16 protein-coding genes are annotated in these 16,467 nt (G+C 69.5%); 10 read left to right on the top strand and 6 right to left on the bottom strand.

All coding sequences use genetic code 11. The annotated features are described in order from the left end of the window. Positions 1-4: 4 nt before the first annotated feature. The 3 genes from lnt to ACWFRB_RS13810 form a co-directional block, all read right to left on the bottom strand. Positions 5-1,555 carry an apolipoprotein N-acyltransferase gene (lnt, locus tag ACWFRB_RS13820; RefSeq protein WP_452641731.1) on the bottom strand — a complete coding sequence of 517 codons (1,551 nt, stop codon included), beginning with the start codon at positions 1,553-1,555 and terminating at the stop codon, positions 5-7. Positions 1,556-1,619: 64 nt separating this feature from the next. Continuing rightward, positions 1,620-3,200: an amidohydrolase gene (locus tag ACWFRB_RS13815; RefSeq protein WP_452641703.1), complete on the bottom strand. Its 1,581-nt coding sequence runs from the start codon at positions 3,198-3,200 to the stop codon at positions 1,620-1,622. A gap of 6 nt (positions 3,201-3,206) precedes the next feature. Next, positions 3,207-3,785 (bottom strand): FxsA family protein, encoded by a 579-nt coding sequence (locus tag ACWFRB_RS13810; protein ID WP_452641701.1) that lies wholly within the window; start codon positions 3,783-3,785, stop codon positions 3,207-3,209. Between the two features lie 172 nt (positions 3,786-3,957). On the opposite strand from ACWFRB_RS13810, the gene ACWFRB_RS13805 reads away from it, so the two are divergent. Continuing rightward, a complete protein-coding gene (locus ACWFRB_RS13805; protein ID WP_452641730.1) occupies positions 3,958-4,641 on the top strand; it encodes a hypothetical protein in 684 nt (227 codons plus the stop codon). A gap of 10 nt (positions 4,642-4,651) precedes the next feature. Here ACWFRB_RS13805 and ACWFRB_RS13800 read toward each other — a convergent pair whose 3' ends face one another. Then, positions 4,652-5,311: a response regulator gene (locus ACWFRB_RS13800; RefSeq protein ID WP_077041686.1), complete on the bottom strand. Its 660-nt coding sequence runs from the start codon at positions 5,309-5,311 to the stop codon at positions 4,652-4,654. Positions 5,312-5,423: 112 nt separating this feature from the next. On the opposite strand from ACWFRB_RS13800, the gene ACWFRB_RS13795 reads away from it, so the two are divergent. Beyond that, on the top strand, positions 5,424-6,131 hold the full coding sequence (locus ACWFRB_RS13795) for a cutinase family protein (protein WP_452641698.1): 708 nt from the start codon (positions 5,424-5,426) through the stop codon (positions 6,129-6,131). Positions 6,132-6,145: 14 nt separating this feature from the next. On the opposite strand, the gene ACWFRB_RS13790 is transcribed toward ACWFRB_RS13795, so the two are convergent. Then, entirely contained in the window at positions 6,146-7,003 is an 858-nt protein-coding gene (locus ACWFRB_RS13790; RefSeq protein ID WP_452641729.1) for an SGNH/GDSL hydrolase family protein, read from the bottom strand. Positions 7,004-7,156: 153 nt separating this feature from the next. Further along, positions 7,157-8,314, bottom strand: coding sequence for a sensor histidine kinase (locus ACWFRB_RS13785; RefSeq protein ID WP_452641697.1), 1,158 nt, complete (start codon positions 8,312-8,314; stop codon positions 7,157-7,159). 53 nt (positions 8,315-8,367) lie between these two features. Between ACWFRB_RS13785 and ACWFRB_RS13780 the strand changes: the two genes are divergently transcribed. The 8 genes from ACWFRB_RS13780 (at position 8,368) to ACWFRB_RS13745 (ending at position 16,435) form a co-directional block, all read left to right on the top strand. After that, complete coding sequence (locus ACWFRB_RS13780; protein ID WP_452641696.1) at positions 8,368-9,138, top strand: TSUP family transporter; 771 nt, start codon at positions 8,368-8,370, stop codon at positions 9,136-9,138. 27 nt (positions 9,139-9,165) lie between these two features. Beyond that, a complete protein-coding gene (locus tag ACWFRB_RS13775) occupies positions 9,166-10,695 on the top strand; it encodes a TldD/PmbA family protein (protein ID WP_452641695.1) in 1,530 nt (509 codons plus the stop codon). Beyond that, positions 10,695-12,059: a metallopeptidase TldD-related protein gene (locus tag ACWFRB_RS13770; RefSeq protein WP_452641728.1), complete on the top strand. Its 1,365-nt coding sequence runs from the start codon at positions 10,695-10,697 to the stop codon at positions 12,057-12,059. Before ACWFRB_RS13775 ends, ACWFRB_RS13770 begins: the two co-directional genes overlap by 1 nt. Next, positions 12,059-12,433, top strand: a complete 375-nt coding sequence (locus ACWFRB_RS13765) for a YchJ family protein (protein ID WP_452641694.1) — start codon at positions 12,059-12,061, stop codon at positions 12,431-12,433. The genes ACWFRB_RS13770 and ACWFRB_RS13765 overlap by 1 nt, the downstream gene beginning before the upstream one ends. A 96-nt stretch (positions 12,434-12,529) precedes the next feature. Further along, positions 12,530-13,987 (top strand): lipase maturation factor family protein, encoded by a 1,458-nt coding sequence (locus tag ACWFRB_RS13760; protein WP_452641693.1) that lies wholly within the window; start codon positions 12,530-12,532, stop codon positions 13,985-13,987. Positions 13,988-14,013: 26 nt separating this feature from the next. After that, positions 14,014-14,400 carry an RNA-binding S4 domain-containing protein gene (locus ACWFRB_RS13755; RefSeq protein WP_452641691.1) on the top strand — a complete coding sequence of 129 codons (387 nt, stop codon included), beginning with the start codon at positions 14,014-14,016 and terminating at the stop codon, positions 14,398-14,400. A 184-nt stretch (positions 14,401-14,584) separates the two neighbouring features. Beyond that, a complete protein-coding gene (locus tag ACWFRB_RS13750; protein ID WP_452641690.1) occupies positions 14,585-15,421 on the top strand; it encodes a hypothetical protein in 837 nt (278 codons plus the stop codon). Positions 15,422-15,604: 183 nt separating this feature from the next. Continuing rightward, entirely contained in the window at positions 15,605-16,435 is an 831-nt protein-coding gene (locus ACWFRB_RS13745) for a hypothetical protein (RefSeq protein WP_452641689.1), read from the top strand. The last annotated feature ends 32 nt before the right edge of the window (positions 16,436-16,467 follow it).

Genomic DNA, 16,467 nt, shown 5'->3' with positions numbered 1-16,467 from the left:
GCCGTCAGTTGATCGGTGCGGCCGACCGACGCCGCCGCACGAGTGCGACAGCGAGGGCCAATGTGGCGCCGACACAGAGAACGATCTCCGGAATCGGGCCGAGTCGAGTAGCCAGCGTAGTGGAGGCCCGAAGTGGAACCTCCGCGACAAGCGTCGCCGGCACGAAAAGTGACGAAGATTCCTGTACGGACCCGTCGGGGGCGACGATCGCACTGACGCCCGACGTGGCCGCCACCACAACGACGCGACCGTGCTCGACCGCCCGCACGCGCGACATCGCGAGCTGCTGGTAGGTCATCTCGGTATCGCCGAAGGTCGCGTTGTTGGTGGGTACCGCGATCAGCTGGGCGCCTGCCCGGACCGATTGGCTGAGCGCTCGGTCGAACGCCACCTCGTAGCAGGTCGCGACGCCGACCGGGATACCGGCGGCCGTCACGACCCCGTTGCCGTTGCCGGGAACGAAGTTGCCCGCCTGGTCGGCATACGAGGAGAAGTGGCGGAAGAAGTCGCGGTAGGGCAGGTACTCGCCGAAGGGCTGGATGATCTTCTTGTCGTGGCGGTCCTGTGGCCCGTTGGCGCCGTCCCAGACGATCACCGAGTTCGTGGTGGTCCGGTCGCCGTTCACCAGGACGGCGCCGACGAGGATCGGGGCGCCGACGGCACGCGAGGCCGCCTCGATCGCGTCGGCCGCGTCGGCGTTGCGGAACGGATCGATGTCCGAGGCGTTTTCCGGCCAGATCACCAGTTCGGGCTGCGGCTGCGCGCCCGCCCGCACGTCCTCCGCCAGCGCGAGGGTCTCCCGGACGTGGTTGTCGAGGACCGCGCGGCGCTGGGCGTTGAACTCGAGTCCGAGCCGGGGGACGCTGCCCTGGATCGCGGCCACGACGATCTTTCGATCCCCCGCCGCGTCGTCCACCGAATCCATGCCGGGAACTGCGGGCCACAGCGCGGCGGCGAGGACCGGCATCGCGAGCGCGAACGCCCCGGCGGCGAGCAGTTCCCTGGTCGGGCGACGGCGAGCGATCGCCACCGCCAGCGCGGCGATCCCGGTACCGGTCAGCGCGACCGCGAACCCGAGCAGCGGGGCACCGCCGACCGCGGCGAGTGACAGCAGCCAGCCGTCGGCCTGTCCGAACGCCAGCCGTCCCCACGGGAAGCCCCCGAACGGAACGCTCGAGCGCAGCCATTCCGTCAGCGTCCACGCACACGCGATCCACAGCGGCGCCAGCGGCAGCCTGGCGAGGATGACGGCGAAGACGCCGAACAGCCCGAAGAACACGGCCTCAGCGGCGGCGAGGGCGATCCAGGGCGCCGGACCCACGTACTCCCCCACCCAGGGCAGCAGTGGCAGCAGGAAGCCGAGTCCGGCGAGGAATCCGTACCCGAAGGCGCCTCTCAGGCGCAGTGGCGGCCGGTCCTGCGCCGTCCCGGCCCGTTCCCCCGCACCGAACCGCGTCAGCACCAGGACGAGCAACGCGACGGCGAACGGGGCGAGGAACCACAGCGGTCGTGGCGGGAAGCTCGCGAACAGCAGCGCACCGGACCCGACCGCCATGGCGCAGTCGCGCAGGGTCGACGATCGGGGCTTGCGAGATCGGGTCTGGGTCGAGGCGGTCACCTCAACGCTCATAGATGGTCTCCCCGCGGTGAACGGTTCGTAGGCACACCGGGTTCGGGGACTCGGGATCGAGGTGCGGCAGCGCGGGCACCCGGGACCGTGGATCGGTCGACCAGCGCTGGACGGAATCCTTGGCCGCGGTGACCACCAGCTCACCGGCCTCCCAGACGGCATACGAGGCAGGCGCACCGGGGACCAGCGTGCCCGCGAGCCCGTCGCGGACGCCACCTGCCCGCCAGGCCCCGCGGGTGGCGGCGGAGAAGGCCGCGCGCGGCGAGACCCCGCTGCCCTCGGTGCGATGGTTGACCGCGGCCCTGAGCATCGCCCACGGATCGACGGGCGTGACCGGTGCGTCGGATCCGAAGGCCAGCGACACCCCGGCCGCCGCCATCGCGGCGAACGGGTTGAGGGTGGCCGCGCGATCCCGCCCGAGGGCCTGGGCGTAGAGACCGTGGTCGCCGCCCCAGAGTGCGTCGAAGACAGGCTGGACGCTGGCGACCACGCCGAGTCCGCCGAGGGTCGCGGCCTGCGCTGCGGTGATCATCTCGACGTGTTCGAGACGGTGACCACAGGCCGCGACCGCGGGCCCACCGAGCTCGCCTGCCACGCGCTCGAACGCCTCGACCACGGCGGCGACGGAGGCATCGCCGATGACGTGGAAGCCGGCCTGGATGCGGGCCTCGGTGCAGGCCCGCAGGTGCGCCGCGATCGTGTCGACGTCGAGGTAGGCATTGCCGGTCTGAGGGCGGTCGGCGTACGGCTCGTGCAACCAGGCCGTGCGGGATCCGATCGCGCCGTCGACGAAGAGGTCCCCGCCGAGGCCAGCCGCCCCCGTCTCGGCGAGGAGTGCCTTCGCCTCCGCCGCGGTCTGGACCGGCTGTCCCCAGTAGGCGCGCACCTCGACCCCGTGCGGGTGCGCGAGCAGTTCGCGCAGGTCTTCGCGACCGGAGATGTCGGGTCCTGCGCATTCGTGGACCGCGACGATCCCGTGCGCGGCGGCGCTGTCGAGTGCCGCGTTCCTGGCCCGGGCGCGCTGTGCCGCGGTGAGGAGCTCCCTGGCCGCCGCGCGGACCCGGTGGTGATCCTCGGCGGTGACAGGGGCCTCGGCCTCGTCGACGCCGCCCGCACGCCGCAGCAGCGACGAGGCGGAGGCGGAATGGACGTCGATCCGGGCCAGGTAGACCATCCGGCCCGGCGCGGCCACGTCCAGTTCGGTGGTGGTCGGGGCGCCGGGGTCCTCGGTCCAGGTGGTCTCGTCCCAGCCGTGCCCCCAGATCACCGCGTCGTCCTGTTCCTCGGCATAGCGGCGAACCAGGTCGAGGCACTCGCGCCGTGATCGGGCGCCGGTCAGGTCGAGGCCGGTCAGCATCAGTCCGAGGGCAGTCAAGTGGACGTGGGTGTCCACGAAGGCGGGCGTCACGAACGCCCCGTCGAGCTCGATGATCTCGGCGTCCGGATGGAGCGCGCGTCCCGGGCGGTCCTCGCCGACCCACACCACGGTGCCATCGGTCACGGCCATCGATGTCGCATCAGGTGCGGCGGGGCTGTAGATGCGACCGCCGACCAACAATTGGGTACCCACGGGGGGTCAGTCTGCCCGCCGTGGACCCGGCGCCGTGTCACCGGGATCCGGAAGGATGATCTCCCCCTCGATCGCGAGTGGTTCGGCGGTGTCCGCGCGCGGGGCGGCGGTCTCGGTCCCGTACGTGACGTCCTCGACGATGGTGTCCTCGACGATGACGCCGTCCACCACCGTGCGGCGACGGGTGCGCGAGTACATCTCGGCGCCTGCCCCGCCTGCCACGGTCACCATGCCGAGTCGACGACCCCCGAGGATCAACACGAGCGGCCGGAGCACCCGGCGGGTCGGTGGGATCAGCAGGAGCAAGCCGAGAGCGGTGGTGACGAGGCCCGGAATCACCAGCAGGACGGTGCCCGCGGCGACCACCGCACCGTCGGCGACGGCTCCGCCTGCGGACCCGGTGCCTTGGCCGGCACGACGGAATCCCTCGATCACCTTGCGGCCCTGCGAGCGGACCAGGACGAGGCCGACCGCCCAGCCGAGCAGGAACAGCGCAATCGTCCACAGCACACCGATGGTGCTGCCCACCCAGATCACCGCAGCCACCTCGATGACGACGTAGAGCACGAACAACGCCGGGATCATCGGCCTGCCTTTCCTTCGGTCCCCTGTCGGGTCCTCTGCCCGAACAACGTGCGGAGGACCCGAAATTCTCCCGGGTTTCCGCCGTAAACCAGAACCCTCCAGCTGACCAGGGCGCGAACCTCTAGTTGAGGTCAACCCAAACCCTCTAGTTGACATTTAGACATTGGGCGTGATGCAGTTCACATCGGTCGGGTTCATGATCGCCCTGTTCGCGCACCAGCCGAGGAGCAACATGCGTCTCCCCCTGATCCTTCGCACGATGTCCGTCGCCGTGGTCTCCGCCGCCGCCCTTGCCGTCGCCGTCACCGGACAAGCGAGCGCGTCCCCCGCGGCCGCGGAGCCGCCCGGCTCGGCTCCTGCCGCCCTCGTGGCGCAGTCGGGCATGCAGTCGCCCGAGGCGCTGGCGGTGCTCCAGAACATTCTCGGCGCGGCGGCGCTCGGCCCACTCGGCCTCCCCGAGTTCGGCGTGACCGCGCCGCAGGACTTCATGTATCCCGCACCGACTCTCGGCTGCGGGGTCGGCGAGAGTCCGGTGACCGTCACCGTCGCTTCCGCTCAGGCCGGACCCAACTTCCCCCTGCCGCCCTTCATCGAGCGCGGTCAGTTGCGATTCCAGGCGTTGCCCGCCCACGTCGACTTCCCGAAGCAGTCAGGGCTCAATGTGGTCTGGTTCAATGCCGACACCTTCAAGGGCGGCATCGAGCCGCTCAACGACGTCCTGCTCGGGGTGCCGACGATGTCGAAGACCGTGGCAACCGGCGCCGGGACAGTGTTCGCCGCGCTCTACGGTGACGTCACCTACCAGTCGGGCAAGACCTGCTTCGCGCTACCGACGGTTGGCACCTTCACCGCCTAGCCCGGTGGCCCTACGAGCCGGGCGTGACCAGCCCGGTCTCGTAGGCCAACACGACCGCCTGCACGCGGTCGCGGAGGCCGAGCTTGGTCAGGATCTTGCCCACGTGAGTCTTGATGGTGGCCTCGGAGAGATAGAGCTGCTGCGCGATCTCCGCGTTCGACAGTCCGGTCGCCAGATGGCGGAGCACCTCGAGTTCGCGTTCCGTCAGGTCGTCGAGGATCTCGGGCGTCCGCGTCGGGGCCGGGTCGTCGCCGATGAACCGCGACAGCAGTCGCCGGGTCACCTTGGGTGAGACCACCGCGTCGCCAGCCGCGACGCTCCTGATGGCCGAGACCAGGTCCTCGGGTGGGGTGTCCTTGAGCAGGAATCCGCTCGCCCCGGCCCGCAGCGCGCCGAGGGCGTGCTCGTCGAGGTCGAAGGTCGTCATCACCAATACCTTGCTCGAGCAGCCGGATTCGACGATCTGCGTGGTTGCCGCCACGCCGTCGACGATCGGCATCCGCACGTCCATGAGCACCACGTCGGGTTCGAGGTCACGCGTGGCGTTGACCGCGGCTGCTCCGTCCCCCGCCTCCCCCAGCACCACGATGTCCTCGTGTGCCTCGAGCACCATCTTCAGGCCCATGCGCATCAGTTCTTGATCGTCGACGAGCAACACGGTGATGGGCATGGCGCCACCCTATCCCCGAGCCGTCGCCACCGGTTGAGCAGAAATTCCCGATTGCGAGCGCGGCGGCATCGGCCACTGTCGCTTGGTCCGCAGATCGTCGTAGTGTTGGCCCATGGGGACACGCACGTCCGCCCGATTCTTCTGCACCGCGATGGCGATGTTTGCGGCGCTGCTCTGCGTGTCCCTCGAGCCCCCGCCCGCATCAGCCCAGCCGTGCGCCGACGTCGAGGTGGTGTTCGCCCGGGGTACGGACGAACAGAGTGGCGTCGGCGCCACAGGACTCTCGTTCATCGAATCGCTCCGCTTGTCCGCGGGCGCGCGGTCTATCGGTGTGTACGCCGTCAATTACCGTGCCGGCAGCAATTTCGACGACCGACGGGCGTTCGCCCACACCTTCGTCGACGGGGTGTGGGACATGCATTCCCGGATTCAGTTCGTGGCCGCACGCTGCCCCGGCACGAGGATTGTGGCCGGAGGTTACTCACAAGGAGCGGCCGTGGCCGGATTTGTCACCGAAGCCGGAAATCCCACCGGGTTGCCCAGTGATCTGGCCCTACCCGGACCGTTGTCGCCGGAGGTTGCGGGCCACGTTGCCGCGGTCGTCCTTTTCGGAAAGCCGTCGGATCGGTTCATGCGCGACGCGGGAAATCCGCCGATCGTTGTCGGGCCGCTCTTCGGCCCCAAGACCATCGATGTGTGCGCTGCAGGCGACAACATCTGCGATGGCTCCCCGATCGGTCGCCCCAACATTCTTCACGCGTTGTACCCCGTGAACGGGACGACCTTCGGGGCCGCTCAGTTCGTCGTCGGCCGCCTCTAGGCCTGCGCGTTCTCTCAGCCGATCGCCTTCAGCATCTCGGTCGCGAGCGCCCGCTCGCCTGCCGCGTTCGGGTGCACCGGGACCGGCTGCGTCGCGAAGAGCATGGGCTCGATCCATCGCTCGCCGACCGGCTTGCAGCCGTCGCGTCCCTCCGACACCTGCGACATGTCGACGAATGTCGCGCCCGTCTCCTGGGCCGCGCGCCGGACGGCGTCGTTGAGCTTGGCCTGGAGTGCCCGCAGGTACGGGACATCGCCCGCGGCGATGGGCATCTGCGGGTAGCAGCTACCGCTTGCGGGCAGCAGCCACGGGTAGCCGGCGATGATGACGCGGGCCTGCGGGGACCTGTCGTGAATGTCGTTGAGCGCCTTCACCAACGCCGGATACGTCTGGGTTTCGATCGGTGCGGCGAGGTTCACACCGTGCTGTGCCTGGCACGGCGTCTGGGCAACCGGGTTGGAGACCATCGCGCCGATGCAGGCCGCCATGGCGCCGGCGAAGGTGTTGTTGTTGTTGCCGCCGATCATCAACGTGACGAGTTCGGTCGTCGGCGTCAGCGCATCGAGTTGGGCGCGGGTCCCGTCGTATTGCGGCGCGTAGAAGTCCTGCGTCTTCGCGCCGCCACAACTGACGTCGGTCAGGCGGTAGCCGAGTTGCTGCGCGATGAGGTGGGAGAAGTTCTGCTCGGACTGCATGCATTTCGCGACCTGCGTGGCGGCAACCGGGAACACGCCGGATCCGGCGCTGAAGCTGTCGCCGAGATTCACGTACTCGACCGGCTGCGATGGGGCTGCGGCCGCGGGTGATGCGAAACCCACAGCGGCGGCGAGTGCGCTCGCGGCCAGGAGCCAACGTCGAACCCCGGTTGTCACGGACAATTCAGATCTCCCTGGTCGTCTGGTAGGTCCACCCCCACTTGTGACGACGGAAGTGATCCAGGTCTCTTGGTACCGCTGAGTAAGGTAGACGCATGTTCAGGTGCGTGGCAACCCCACTTCACCGGACCGTCAACGCAGACCTGGCGCCTAATCCTCCGGGTGCAGAGGCAATTCCGCGCGAACCCGCCAGCTCCCGTCCGGCTCCCGTCCGGTCTCGAGATTGCCTTGGAGAACCGCCACCCGTTCACGCATCCCCACCAGTCCGTTCCCCGAACCCTGGGTGAACTGACTCGACCCCCTGCCGTTGTCCGTGATCTCCACCAGCACGTCCTCCTCGCGCCTGCGCACCCGGACCTGGGCCCGCGGAGACTCGCCCGCGTGCCGGAGCACGTTCGTCAGCGATTCCTGTACGACACGGTGGATGCCCAGGCTGAGCGCGGGCCTGATGTCGTCGAGTTCCCCCGTCATCTCGAGCTCGACGCGCAGCCCCGCATTGCGCATCATGTCGACGACCTTCGCCACTCCGGCGGTCCCGTGCTGTGGCATCTCGGCGGGGGTCTGTTCCGTGCGCAGCAGCGCGACCGTGCGCCGCAGTTCGGTGAGAGCCTGTCTGCCGGTGCTCGCGATGTTGCCCAGCGCGCGCTCAGCGGCATCCGGGTTGCGCCGCATGGCATAGGTGGCGCCGTCCGCCTGTACCACCATGACGCTCACCGCGTGCGCGACGACGTCGTGTAGCTCGCGCGCGATACGGGTCCGCTCCCCCGCGACCGCTTCCTCCGCCCGCCGGTCCCTGTCGTACTCGGCGACGGCCAGTCGCGCCGCGACCTCCTCGTCGTACAGTCTTCGCGCGCCGAGGAACTCGGCGGTGATCCAGGACAGCGCGTAGAACAGCGTGATGAATGCCGCGGTGGTCCCGACGTCCTGGTGCAGGAGCCAGATCGCAAGGGCGGAGTCGGTGGCGAGCCCGACCAGGTAGAGCGCCGCGGGTTTCCTGCCGACATAGGCGACGAGTGTGTAGAGCATCACGGCCAAACCGAGCTGGCCAGGATGGGCAACCGTGTCGTCGCCGATCCAGCTGCTGATCACGGTGGTCATGATCGAGAGACCGAGGATAGTGGCCGCGGCCAGGACGGGATGACGACGCCGGAAGGCGATCGGTACGCACAACGCAAGGCCGAGCAGCAAGAACAGCCACGGGGCCTGGCTGTTCGGTGCCGACAGGGCTTCGAGCACGAACAGGATCGTCGCGAGCATCGAGTCGGCGACGAACGGCTTGCCCCGCAGCCACAGGCTGAACCTCCGCATGATCACAGCCTAGGAGTTGCGGGCCGCGGCCGGTCCTGTGATTGGGTCTGACCATGGCGTGGTTCGACTGGGGTGTGTTGATGGTGGCGGCCACCGCGGCCGGCTGGGTCGACGCGGTGGTCGGCGGCGGTGGCCTGATCCTGCTCCCGGCGATCCTGATCACCATGCCTCAGCTGAGCCCGCAGATGGCGTTGGCGACGAACAAGCTGACGGCCATCAACGGCACCGCCGCCGCGGTGTTCACCTTCAGCAGGAAGGTCGCCATGCAGTGGCGGCTGATGATCCCTGCCGCCGCGCTTGCCGCGGTGTTCGCCGGGCTCGGGGCGGCCGCCGTGTCGCTGATCGACAAGGCGCTCTTCATCCCGATCGTCATGGTGTTGCTGGTCGCGATCGCGGTGTTCGTCACGATGCGACCGACTCTGGGCACGACCCTCGTCCATCACCAGCCGAGTCCGGTGCGGGTGTGGACGACGGTGCTGGTTGCGGGCGGCGTGATCGGGTTCTACGACGGACTGCTCGGGCCTGGCGCCGGCACCTTCCTGATCGTCACCTTCGCGGTGATGCTGGGAACGGAGTTCGTGCGCAGCGCCGCGATGGCCAAGGTGATCAACCTCGGCTCCAATCTCGGCGCCCTCATCTTCTTCGCGGCCACCGGGAACGTGTGGTGGACCCTCGGACTCGCGATGGCGGCGTGCAACGTGCTCGGTGCGGTGCTCGGCGCCAGGATGGCACTTGCCAAGGGCGCGGGCTTCATTCGGATCGTGCTGCTGGTGGTGGTCGTGGTGATGGTCATCCGGCTGGGCTGGCAGCAGTTCGCCTCATAGCGGGCGGACATCGGTAGCGTGTGACCCGTGACCGCAACCCGCGACGTCGACCCCGACTTCCTCGCCCTGCCGCTGCGCGCCCTCGCGGACGCCGCGCTGTCCACCGCCCGGGCCGCGGGCGCCACCCACGCCGATCTGCGGGTGCACCGGCTGTTGACCCAGTCGATCCGACTTCGGGACGGTGCCGTGCAGTCCGCGGTCGACGGCGCGGAACTCGGCGTGGCGGTGCGCGTCGTGGTCGACGGGACCTGGGGATTCGCCTCGCATGCGGAGCTGACCCCCGACGCCGCGGCCCGGACCGCGGCGCAGGCGGTCGAGGTGGCCATGGCGCTGCGGGCGTTGAACAGGGAGCGGGTGGAGTTGGCCCCTGAGCCCGTGTACCCCGATGTGGTCTGGGTCTCCGGCTACGAGGTGGACCCGTTCGAGGTCCCGACGGCCGAGAAGATCGAGCTGCTGACCGACTACTCGGCCCGGCTGTCGTCCGCCGACGGCGTGGACCACGTCACGGCGAGCGTGATGCAGGTCAAGGAACAGACCTTCTACGCGGACCTGGCCGGGTCGACCATCACCCAGCAGCGGGTCCGTCTGCATCCGCAGCTCGAGGCGACCGCCGTCGATCAGTCGGCGGGCAGCTTCGAGACCATGCGGACCCTCGCGCCCCCGGTGGGGCGTGGATGGGAGTATCTGGGCGCCGGAGCCGGCCCGGGTTCATGGGACTGGGCAACGGAACTCGCACGGATCCCGGAATGGCTTGCCGAGAAGGCCAAGGCGCCGTCGGTGACGGCGGGGCCGACGGACCTGGTCATCGACCCGACCAACCTGTGGCTGACCATTCACGAATCCATCGGCCACGCAACCGAGTACGACCGCGCCATCGGCTACGAGGCGGCCTACGCGGGCACCTCGTTCGCGACCCCGGACCAGCTCGGCACGCTGCGATACGGGACCGAGATCATGCACGTGACCGCCGACCGCACCGAAGAGCACGGGCTCGCCAGCATCGGGTACGACGACGACGGCGTCGGTTCGCAGCGCTGGGATCTGGTCCGCGGCGGCACCCTCGTCGGCTATCAGCTCGACAGGGTGTTCGCCCCGCGCCTCGGCCTAGAACGTTCCAACGGATGCTCCTATGCGGACTCGCCCCACCACGTTCCGATCCAGCGGATGGCGAACGTGTCGTTGCAGCCGGACCCCGAGCACGACACCTCCACCGAGGATCTGATCAGCCGGGTCGAGGACGGGATCTACGTGGTCGGCGACAAGAGCTGGTCGATAGACATGCAGCGGTACAACTTCCAGTTCACCGGTCAGCGGTTCTTCCGGATCAGGAACGGCGTTCTCGACGGGCAGCTCCGGGATGTGGCGTACCAGGCCACCACGACCGACTTCTGGGGTTCGATGGAGGCCCTCGGCGGGGCCTCCACCTGGCAGCTGGGTGGCGCGTTCAACTGCGGGAAGGCCCAGCCGGGTCAGGTGGCGGCGGTCAGCCACGGTTGTCCCTCCGCGCTGTTCCGCGGTGTGAACGTGCTCAACACGCAGGCGGAGGGTGGTCGATGATGATCCAGGCGCAGGACTTGATCGAGCGGGCCCTCGCGCTGCGCACGGTGGACGAATCGATGGTGTTGGTCACCGATGCCAGCGAGGCCTCGCTGCGCTGGGCGGGCAATTCGATGACCACGAACGGGGTGTCGACTTCGCGGAACTGGACCGTCATCTCGATCGTCCGCGACGCCGACGGGGCGCACGTGGGGACGGTGAGCTCCAGCACCGTTGACCCGCAGCAGATCACGGACGTCGTGCGGGCCAGCGAGGAGGCGGCGCGGACCGCCCCGCCCGCCGAGGACGCGATGGACCTGATCCCGGGTTCGGGTGTCACCGATCCCGACTGGTCCGCGGCCGCGGCGTCGACCGGTATCGATGTGTTCGGCCGACTGGCGGGTGACCTCGCCGACGGGTTCGACGGCGCCGACCGGCTGTACGGGTTTGCGCACCACCAACTCCACACCACCTGGCTGGGCACCTCCACCGGGGTGCGTAGGCGTTTCACCCAGCCGACCGGCTCGGTGGAGATCAACGGCAAGCGCGGTGACGCCAGCGCATGGGTGGGTGCGGGCACTGCCGACTTCGCGGACGTGTCGGTGCCGAGCCTGCTGGCCCAGCTGACCACCAGGCTGGACTGGGCCAAGCGCACGGTCGACCTGCCCGCGGGTCGCTACGAGACCCTGTTGCCTCCCTCCGCGGTGGCCGACCTGATGATCTACCTGATGTGGACGATGGAGGGCCGCGGTGCTGAGGAGGGGCACACCGCGCTGTCGAAGGCGGGTGGTACCCGGATCGGCGAGCGGCTCAGCGACTTCCCGCTCACCCTGCGGTCGGACCCTCGTGCGCCCGGGCTCGAGTACGCGCCCTTCGTGGCGACGACGACATCGAGCGACTCCCTCTCCCTCTTCGACAACGGCATGGACGTCGAGCGGGTCGACTGGGTCCGCGACGGAACCGTCAACGCGCTCGCCTACCCCCGCCACGCGGCACAGGAGTTCGGGGCCACGGTGGCCGTGCCCGGCGACAACCTGCTGCTCGCCGGCGGCGGTGCGGCGAGCATCGACGAGATGGTCGCCAGGACCGAGCGCGGGCTGCTGCTGACCACGCTCTGGTACATCCGCGAGGTGGACCCGGCCACGCTGCTGCTGACCGGGCTCACCAGGGACGGGGTGTATCTGGTCGAGGACGGGGCCGTCACCGGCGCCGTCAACAACTTCCGTTTCAACGAGAGTCCGCTCGACCTGCTGCGGCGGGTCTCGGAGGTGGGGGCGACCGAGAGCACCCTCCCGCGTGAGTGGAAGGACTGGTTCACCCGAACCGCGATGCCGCCGCTGCGGATCCCGGACTTCCACATGTCGTCCGTGAGCCAGGCGCAGTGATGACCCACTGCCCCTGCCTGAGCGGCGAGACCTACGAGCGATGCTGCGGGCGGTTTCATTCCGGTGCCGCGGAGGCGCCGACCGCCGAGCAGTTGATGCGCTCCCGGTACAGCGCGTTCGCCGTCGGCGACGCCGACTATCTTCGACGGACCTGGCACCCGAGTACCCGTCCGGCGCGGCTGACCCTCGACCCAGATCAGCGCTGGACTCGGCTCGACGTTCTCGGTCACACGGGTGGCGGGCTGCTGGAGAACGAGGGCACTGTCGAGTTCGAGGCACACTTCGTGCACTCCGGGCAGCGGGACTCGCTACGCGAGCACAGTCGGTTCGTGCGCGAGGACGGGCGCTGGTTGTACCTGGACGCCCTGGACTGACGGTCGCCGAGAGATTCGCGCCCGCGCCATCGGGGGCATCGAGGAGTAACGTCCGGCACAGGCGGGAAACCGCCGAGATCGCCTCAGGCGGCGACTGTGGACTGGTTCAACTCGGACGGATACTGGCTCGGGCGGCTGCTCTTCACGGAAGGCCTCGCCGCCATCTACCTGACCGCGTTTCTCGTGGCGGTCAACCAGTTCCGGGCTCTGATCGGCAGCAACGGGATGCTCCCGATCCCCGACTACCTGGCGACGGCGTCGTTCCGGCGGTCACCGAGCCTGTTCCACCTGTACTACTCCGATCGGTTCTTCGCCGCCGTGGCGTGGACCGGGGCCGGTCTTGCGGCCCTCACCGTGCTGGGTGTCACCGCCCGGCTTCCGCTACCGGCGCACATGCTGGTGTGGTTCGCGATGTGGCTGCTGTACCTGTCGATCGTCAACGTCGGCCAGGTCTGGTACGGGTTCGGCTGGGAGTCGCTGCTGCTCGAGGTCGGCTTCCTGGCCGTCTTCCTCGGCAACGCCGACACCGCGCCGCCGCTGGCCATCCTGCTGTTGCTGCGGTGGTTGCTGTTCCGGCTCGAGTTCGGCGCCGGAATGATCAAGATCCGCGGGGACTCCTGCTGGCGCGATCTGACCTGCCTCTACTACCACCACGAGACACAGCCGATGCCGGGACCGCTGAGCTGGTACTTCCACCGACTCCCGCGGCCGCTGCACCGGGTCGAGGTCGCGGGCAATCACCTCGCGCAGCTGGTGATGCCCTTCGGGCTGTTCGCCCCGCAGCCCGTCGCCTCGATCGCGGCGGGGATGATGATCGTGACGCAGCTGTGGTTGGTGGCCAGCGGAAACTTCGCGTGGCTGAATTGGCTCGCCCTGGTGCTGGCGGTGTCGGTGTTGCCGGACAGTGTGCTCGGCGTGATCCTGCCGATCGGTCCACTCGCCGAGGCCGGGAGCGCTCCGCCTGTCTTCGTGGCCGTGGTGATCGCGGTGACGGCCCTGGTCCTGGTGCTCAGCTACTGGCCCGCACGCAACCTCGCCTCACACAGCCAGCTGATGAACGCCTCGTTCAATTCCTGGCACCTGGTCAACACCTACGGCGCATTCGGCCACGTCACCAGGATCCGGTACGAGGTGATCGTGGAGGGCACCGCGGCCGCCCGCCTCGCCCCCGACGCGGAGTGGCAGGAGTACGGGTTCAAGGGCAAGCCGGGTGACCTCCGGCGCCGGCCCCGCCAGTTCGCTCCCTACCATCTGCGCCTCGACTGGCTGATGTGGTTCGCCGCGATCTCGCCCGGTTACGCCAGGGGGTGGTTCGTCGCGTTCGCCGAGAAGCTGCTCCAGAACGACCCCGCGACGCTGGCACTGCTCCGGCACAACCCGTTCGCGCAGTCGCCGCCCACCTTTGTGCGGGCGCGCCTGTTCCGCTACCGGTTCAGCACACGTCGGGAGCGCCGCGAGAACGGTGTGTGGTGGCACCGGACCCCGGTCTCGGACTATCTGCCTGCCATCCGGCTCGCGGCGGGGTCGGCAGGCGACGGCGCGAACCGGGGCTGAGCGGTCCGCTCGGTACCCTGGACGGCATGTCGAGCGGGGAGACCACCAGCGTGCGGGTGGACAGCTGGGCGTGGTCCGTGCGCCTGTTCAAGACCCGCTCCGCGGCCGCCGCCGCGTGCCGGGCAGGGCACGTGCGGGTGAACGGGGTGTCGGCCAAACCCGCGCAGCCGGTACAGATGGACGACGAGGTGCGGGTGCGCGTCGCGGGCACCGAACGGATAGTCGTGGTGGCCAGGCTCATCCGCAAGCGGGTCGGGGCGGCCGAGGCCGCGCTGTGCGTGATCGACAAGACACCTCCTCCACCGCCGCGCGAGGAACTGGTTGCCGTGCCGCGCCGGGACCGCGGATCCGGGCGACCCACGAAACATGAACGGCGCGAGCTGAATAGGCTGCGCGGCTTCAACGACGACTGACTTTCAGGCGCCCGCGGAATCATCTCACCCATTCTCGGTATGCGGCGCGAAATCTCGTGCCATGCTTCCCCCCGCCGGTGGCGACCGCCACCGAAACGGCGTGATCTCGGAGGAGCAATCGATGATGGGTCGGGTTCGACAGGGTTCGGTGTGGGGGCACCGTGCGGTGAGGGTTACCGCAGCAGTGGGGCTTTCCGCGGCGTGCGTGTCGGCAGGCCTGATCGGTGCGGGTGGAGCGTCGGCGCAGCCGGGCTTCACGCTCGGGTGCTCGACCGATTCCGATCACACCGTCTGCTCCTACGAGAGCTTCGGCCCCGCCGAGTACTACCTGGACGTCCCCCTCGGAGTCACCTCCGTCTCGGTCACCGCGAAGGGCGGTAGCGGGCATGGGCTGCAGGGCGGACGCGGCGGAACCGTCACCTCCGATCTCCCGGTGACGCCGGGGCAGCGGCTGTTCATCATGGTGGGCCCCGGCGGCGGGTCGGGCCTGAACGCGGGCGGCGGATTCGCCGCGGTGGCAACGCAATCGGCAGAGGGCAATTGGACCGCGGGGATGAATTCGCGCCTGCTCGTCGCGCCGGGCGGCGGTGGCGGAGGGGCCGGTGCGGGCGGTAACGCCGGCGCCTCTGCGCCAGGTGTCGGGGGTGGCCAGGCCGGATCAGATCTCGCGGGGGGTGCGGCAGGCATCGCCGGGACCGCCGGCGTGCTCGGCTCCGGTGGTTCGGGCGGTCTCCTGGGTTCGGGTGGCGGTGGCGGCAACTTCGGTGGCGGCGGTGGCGCGGGCGGCGGTGGCGGCTCGTTCCTGGTCCCGGCAGGCGGCAGCAGTGGACTCGCTCCGGCAGGTTCCTTTCCGTCGGTAGTCATCGAGTTCGATTCTTCGTACGTCCTGGGCACCGGCAGCAGCGGCTCCGGCAGCGCGGGTAGCTCCGGCGGGTCAGGGAGTGCGGGCAGCAGCGATTCCGGCAGCGCGGGAAGTTCCGGCGGATCCGGGAGTGCGGGGAGCTCCGGCCCCGCGTCCTAGCCGGGTTCCGGATCGGCCGATTCGCCGGGATCGGCCGATCCGGGCACCCGTCGGGGCACGCCGAGTGGAACCAGCGTCCAGTTCAATGCCCAAATGCGCCTGTATCGACGTCAGGAACGTGGCATGCTTCCAGCGCCGGTCGCAATCGCCCCGGACAATTAGAGAACTCAGCGAGGTTGTTTGATGCAAGCGCGTGTGTGGGAGGCGGGCTCGACACGGATGCGGCGCACCGTGGGACTGGCCGCAACGGTGGGCATGACGGCTGCCGTCGTGGCGGGGGTGACCGGCGGGGCAAGTGTGGCCGCCGCTGATGTGGTCGTGGGATGCACGCAGGCAGGCATCATCGTCAACTGTGCGTTCAAGGTCGACGGCGAGCACGTCCTCCCCATCCCTGCGGGGGTGACCTCGGTGAAGGTGACCGCCTTCGGTGAGGCGGGGCAGAACGGAGTCGGCACCGGCGGACTGGGCGGAGTCGTCACCGCGGACGTCCCCGTCACCGGCGGCAAGAACCTGTACGTCCTGGTCGGCGAGGGCGGCGGCAACGGCGGCGGCTTCTCCGGGGTGGCCACCGAATCGCTGAAGCAGGACCGGGATAAGGGCCTCAAGTCGCGGACCCTCGTCGCGCCCGGCGGCGGAGCGGGCAGCCTCGGGGTCCCCGGTGCCAACGCGGGTGAGTCCGGGTCGGGCGCCGCGGGCGGCAAGGCCGGCACCGCGAACGCGGGCGGCGCGGGCGGCAGCGGCTCGCCGTCCGGCGCTTCCGGCGTGCTCGGTGACGGCGGCGCGGGTGTCAGCGGCGGCGGCGACGGCGGCTCCGGCTACTACGGCGGCGGCGGCGGCGCGGCCTTCGGTGCAGGCGGCGGTGGTTCGTACCTGGTCCCCAAGGACGGCACGAAGCGGCTCGCGGCGTCCGGCGACAAGGCCAGGGTGCTCATCCAGTTCAACTCGCTGAACCCGATCATCCCGATCCCGGGTCTCCCCGATCTTAGCCAGCTGAGCTCGTCCTTCGGCAGCTGACAGGTCACCGAGGAATCGACGAGGCCCGCACC

It is taken from the genome of Rhodococcus sp. NPDC055112 (genome assembly GCF_053607505.1).
Note: the sequence above shows the minus strand (reverse complement) of the source record. Positions and strands in the feature narration are given on the sequence as shown.

What these genes read in the sequence shown, in the direction of transcription:
- ACWFRB_RS13765 (WP_452641694.1), top strand. Translation starts at nt 12,059, where the DNA reads ATGACCCACTGCCCCTGCCTGAGCGGCGAGACCTACGAGCGATGCTGC.
- ACWFRB_RS13770 (WP_452641728.1), top strand. Translation starts at nt 10,695, where the DNA reads ATGATCCAGGCGCAGGACTTGATCGAGCGGGCCCTCGCGCTGCGCACG.
- ACWFRB_RS13805 (WP_452641730.1), top strand. Translation starts at nt 3,958, where the DNA reads ATGCAGTTCACATCGGTCGGGTTCATGATCGCCCTGTTCGCGCACCAG.
- ACWFRB_RS13785 (WP_452641697.1), bottom strand. Translation starts at nt 8,314, where the DNA reads ATGCGGAGGTTCAGCCTGTGGCTGCGGGGCAAGCCGTTCGTCGCCGAC.
- ACWFRB_RS13780 (WP_452641696.1), top strand. Translation starts at nt 8,368, where the DNA reads ATGGCGTGGTTCGACTGGGGTGTGTTGATGGTGGCGGCCACCGCGGCC.
- ACWFRB_RS13745 (WP_452641689.1), top strand. Translation starts at nt 15,605, where the DNA reads ATGCAAGCGCGTGTGTGGGAGGCGGGCTCGACACGGATGCGGCGCACC.
- lnt (WP_452641731.1), bottom strand. Translation starts at nt 1,555, where the DNA reads ATGGCGGTCGGGTCCGGTGCGCTGCTGTTCGCGAGCTTCCCGCCACGA.
- ACWFRB_RS13800 (WP_077041686.1), bottom strand. Translation starts at nt 5,311, where the DNA reads ATGCCCATCACCGTGTTGCTCGTCGACGATCAAGAACTGATGCGCATG.
- ACWFRB_RS13795 (WP_452641698.1), top strand. Translation starts at nt 5,424, where the DNA reads ATGGGGACACGCACGTCCGCCCGATTCTTCTGCACCGCGATGGCGATG.
- ACWFRB_RS13755 (WP_452641691.1), top strand. Translation starts at nt 14,014, where the DNA reads ATGTCGAGCGGGGAGACCACCAGCGTGCGGGTGGACAGCTGGGCGTGG.
- ACWFRB_RS13810 (WP_452641701.1), bottom strand. Translation starts at nt 3,785, where the DNA reads ATGATCCCGGCGTTGTTCGTGCTCTACGTCGTCATCGAGGTGGCTGCG.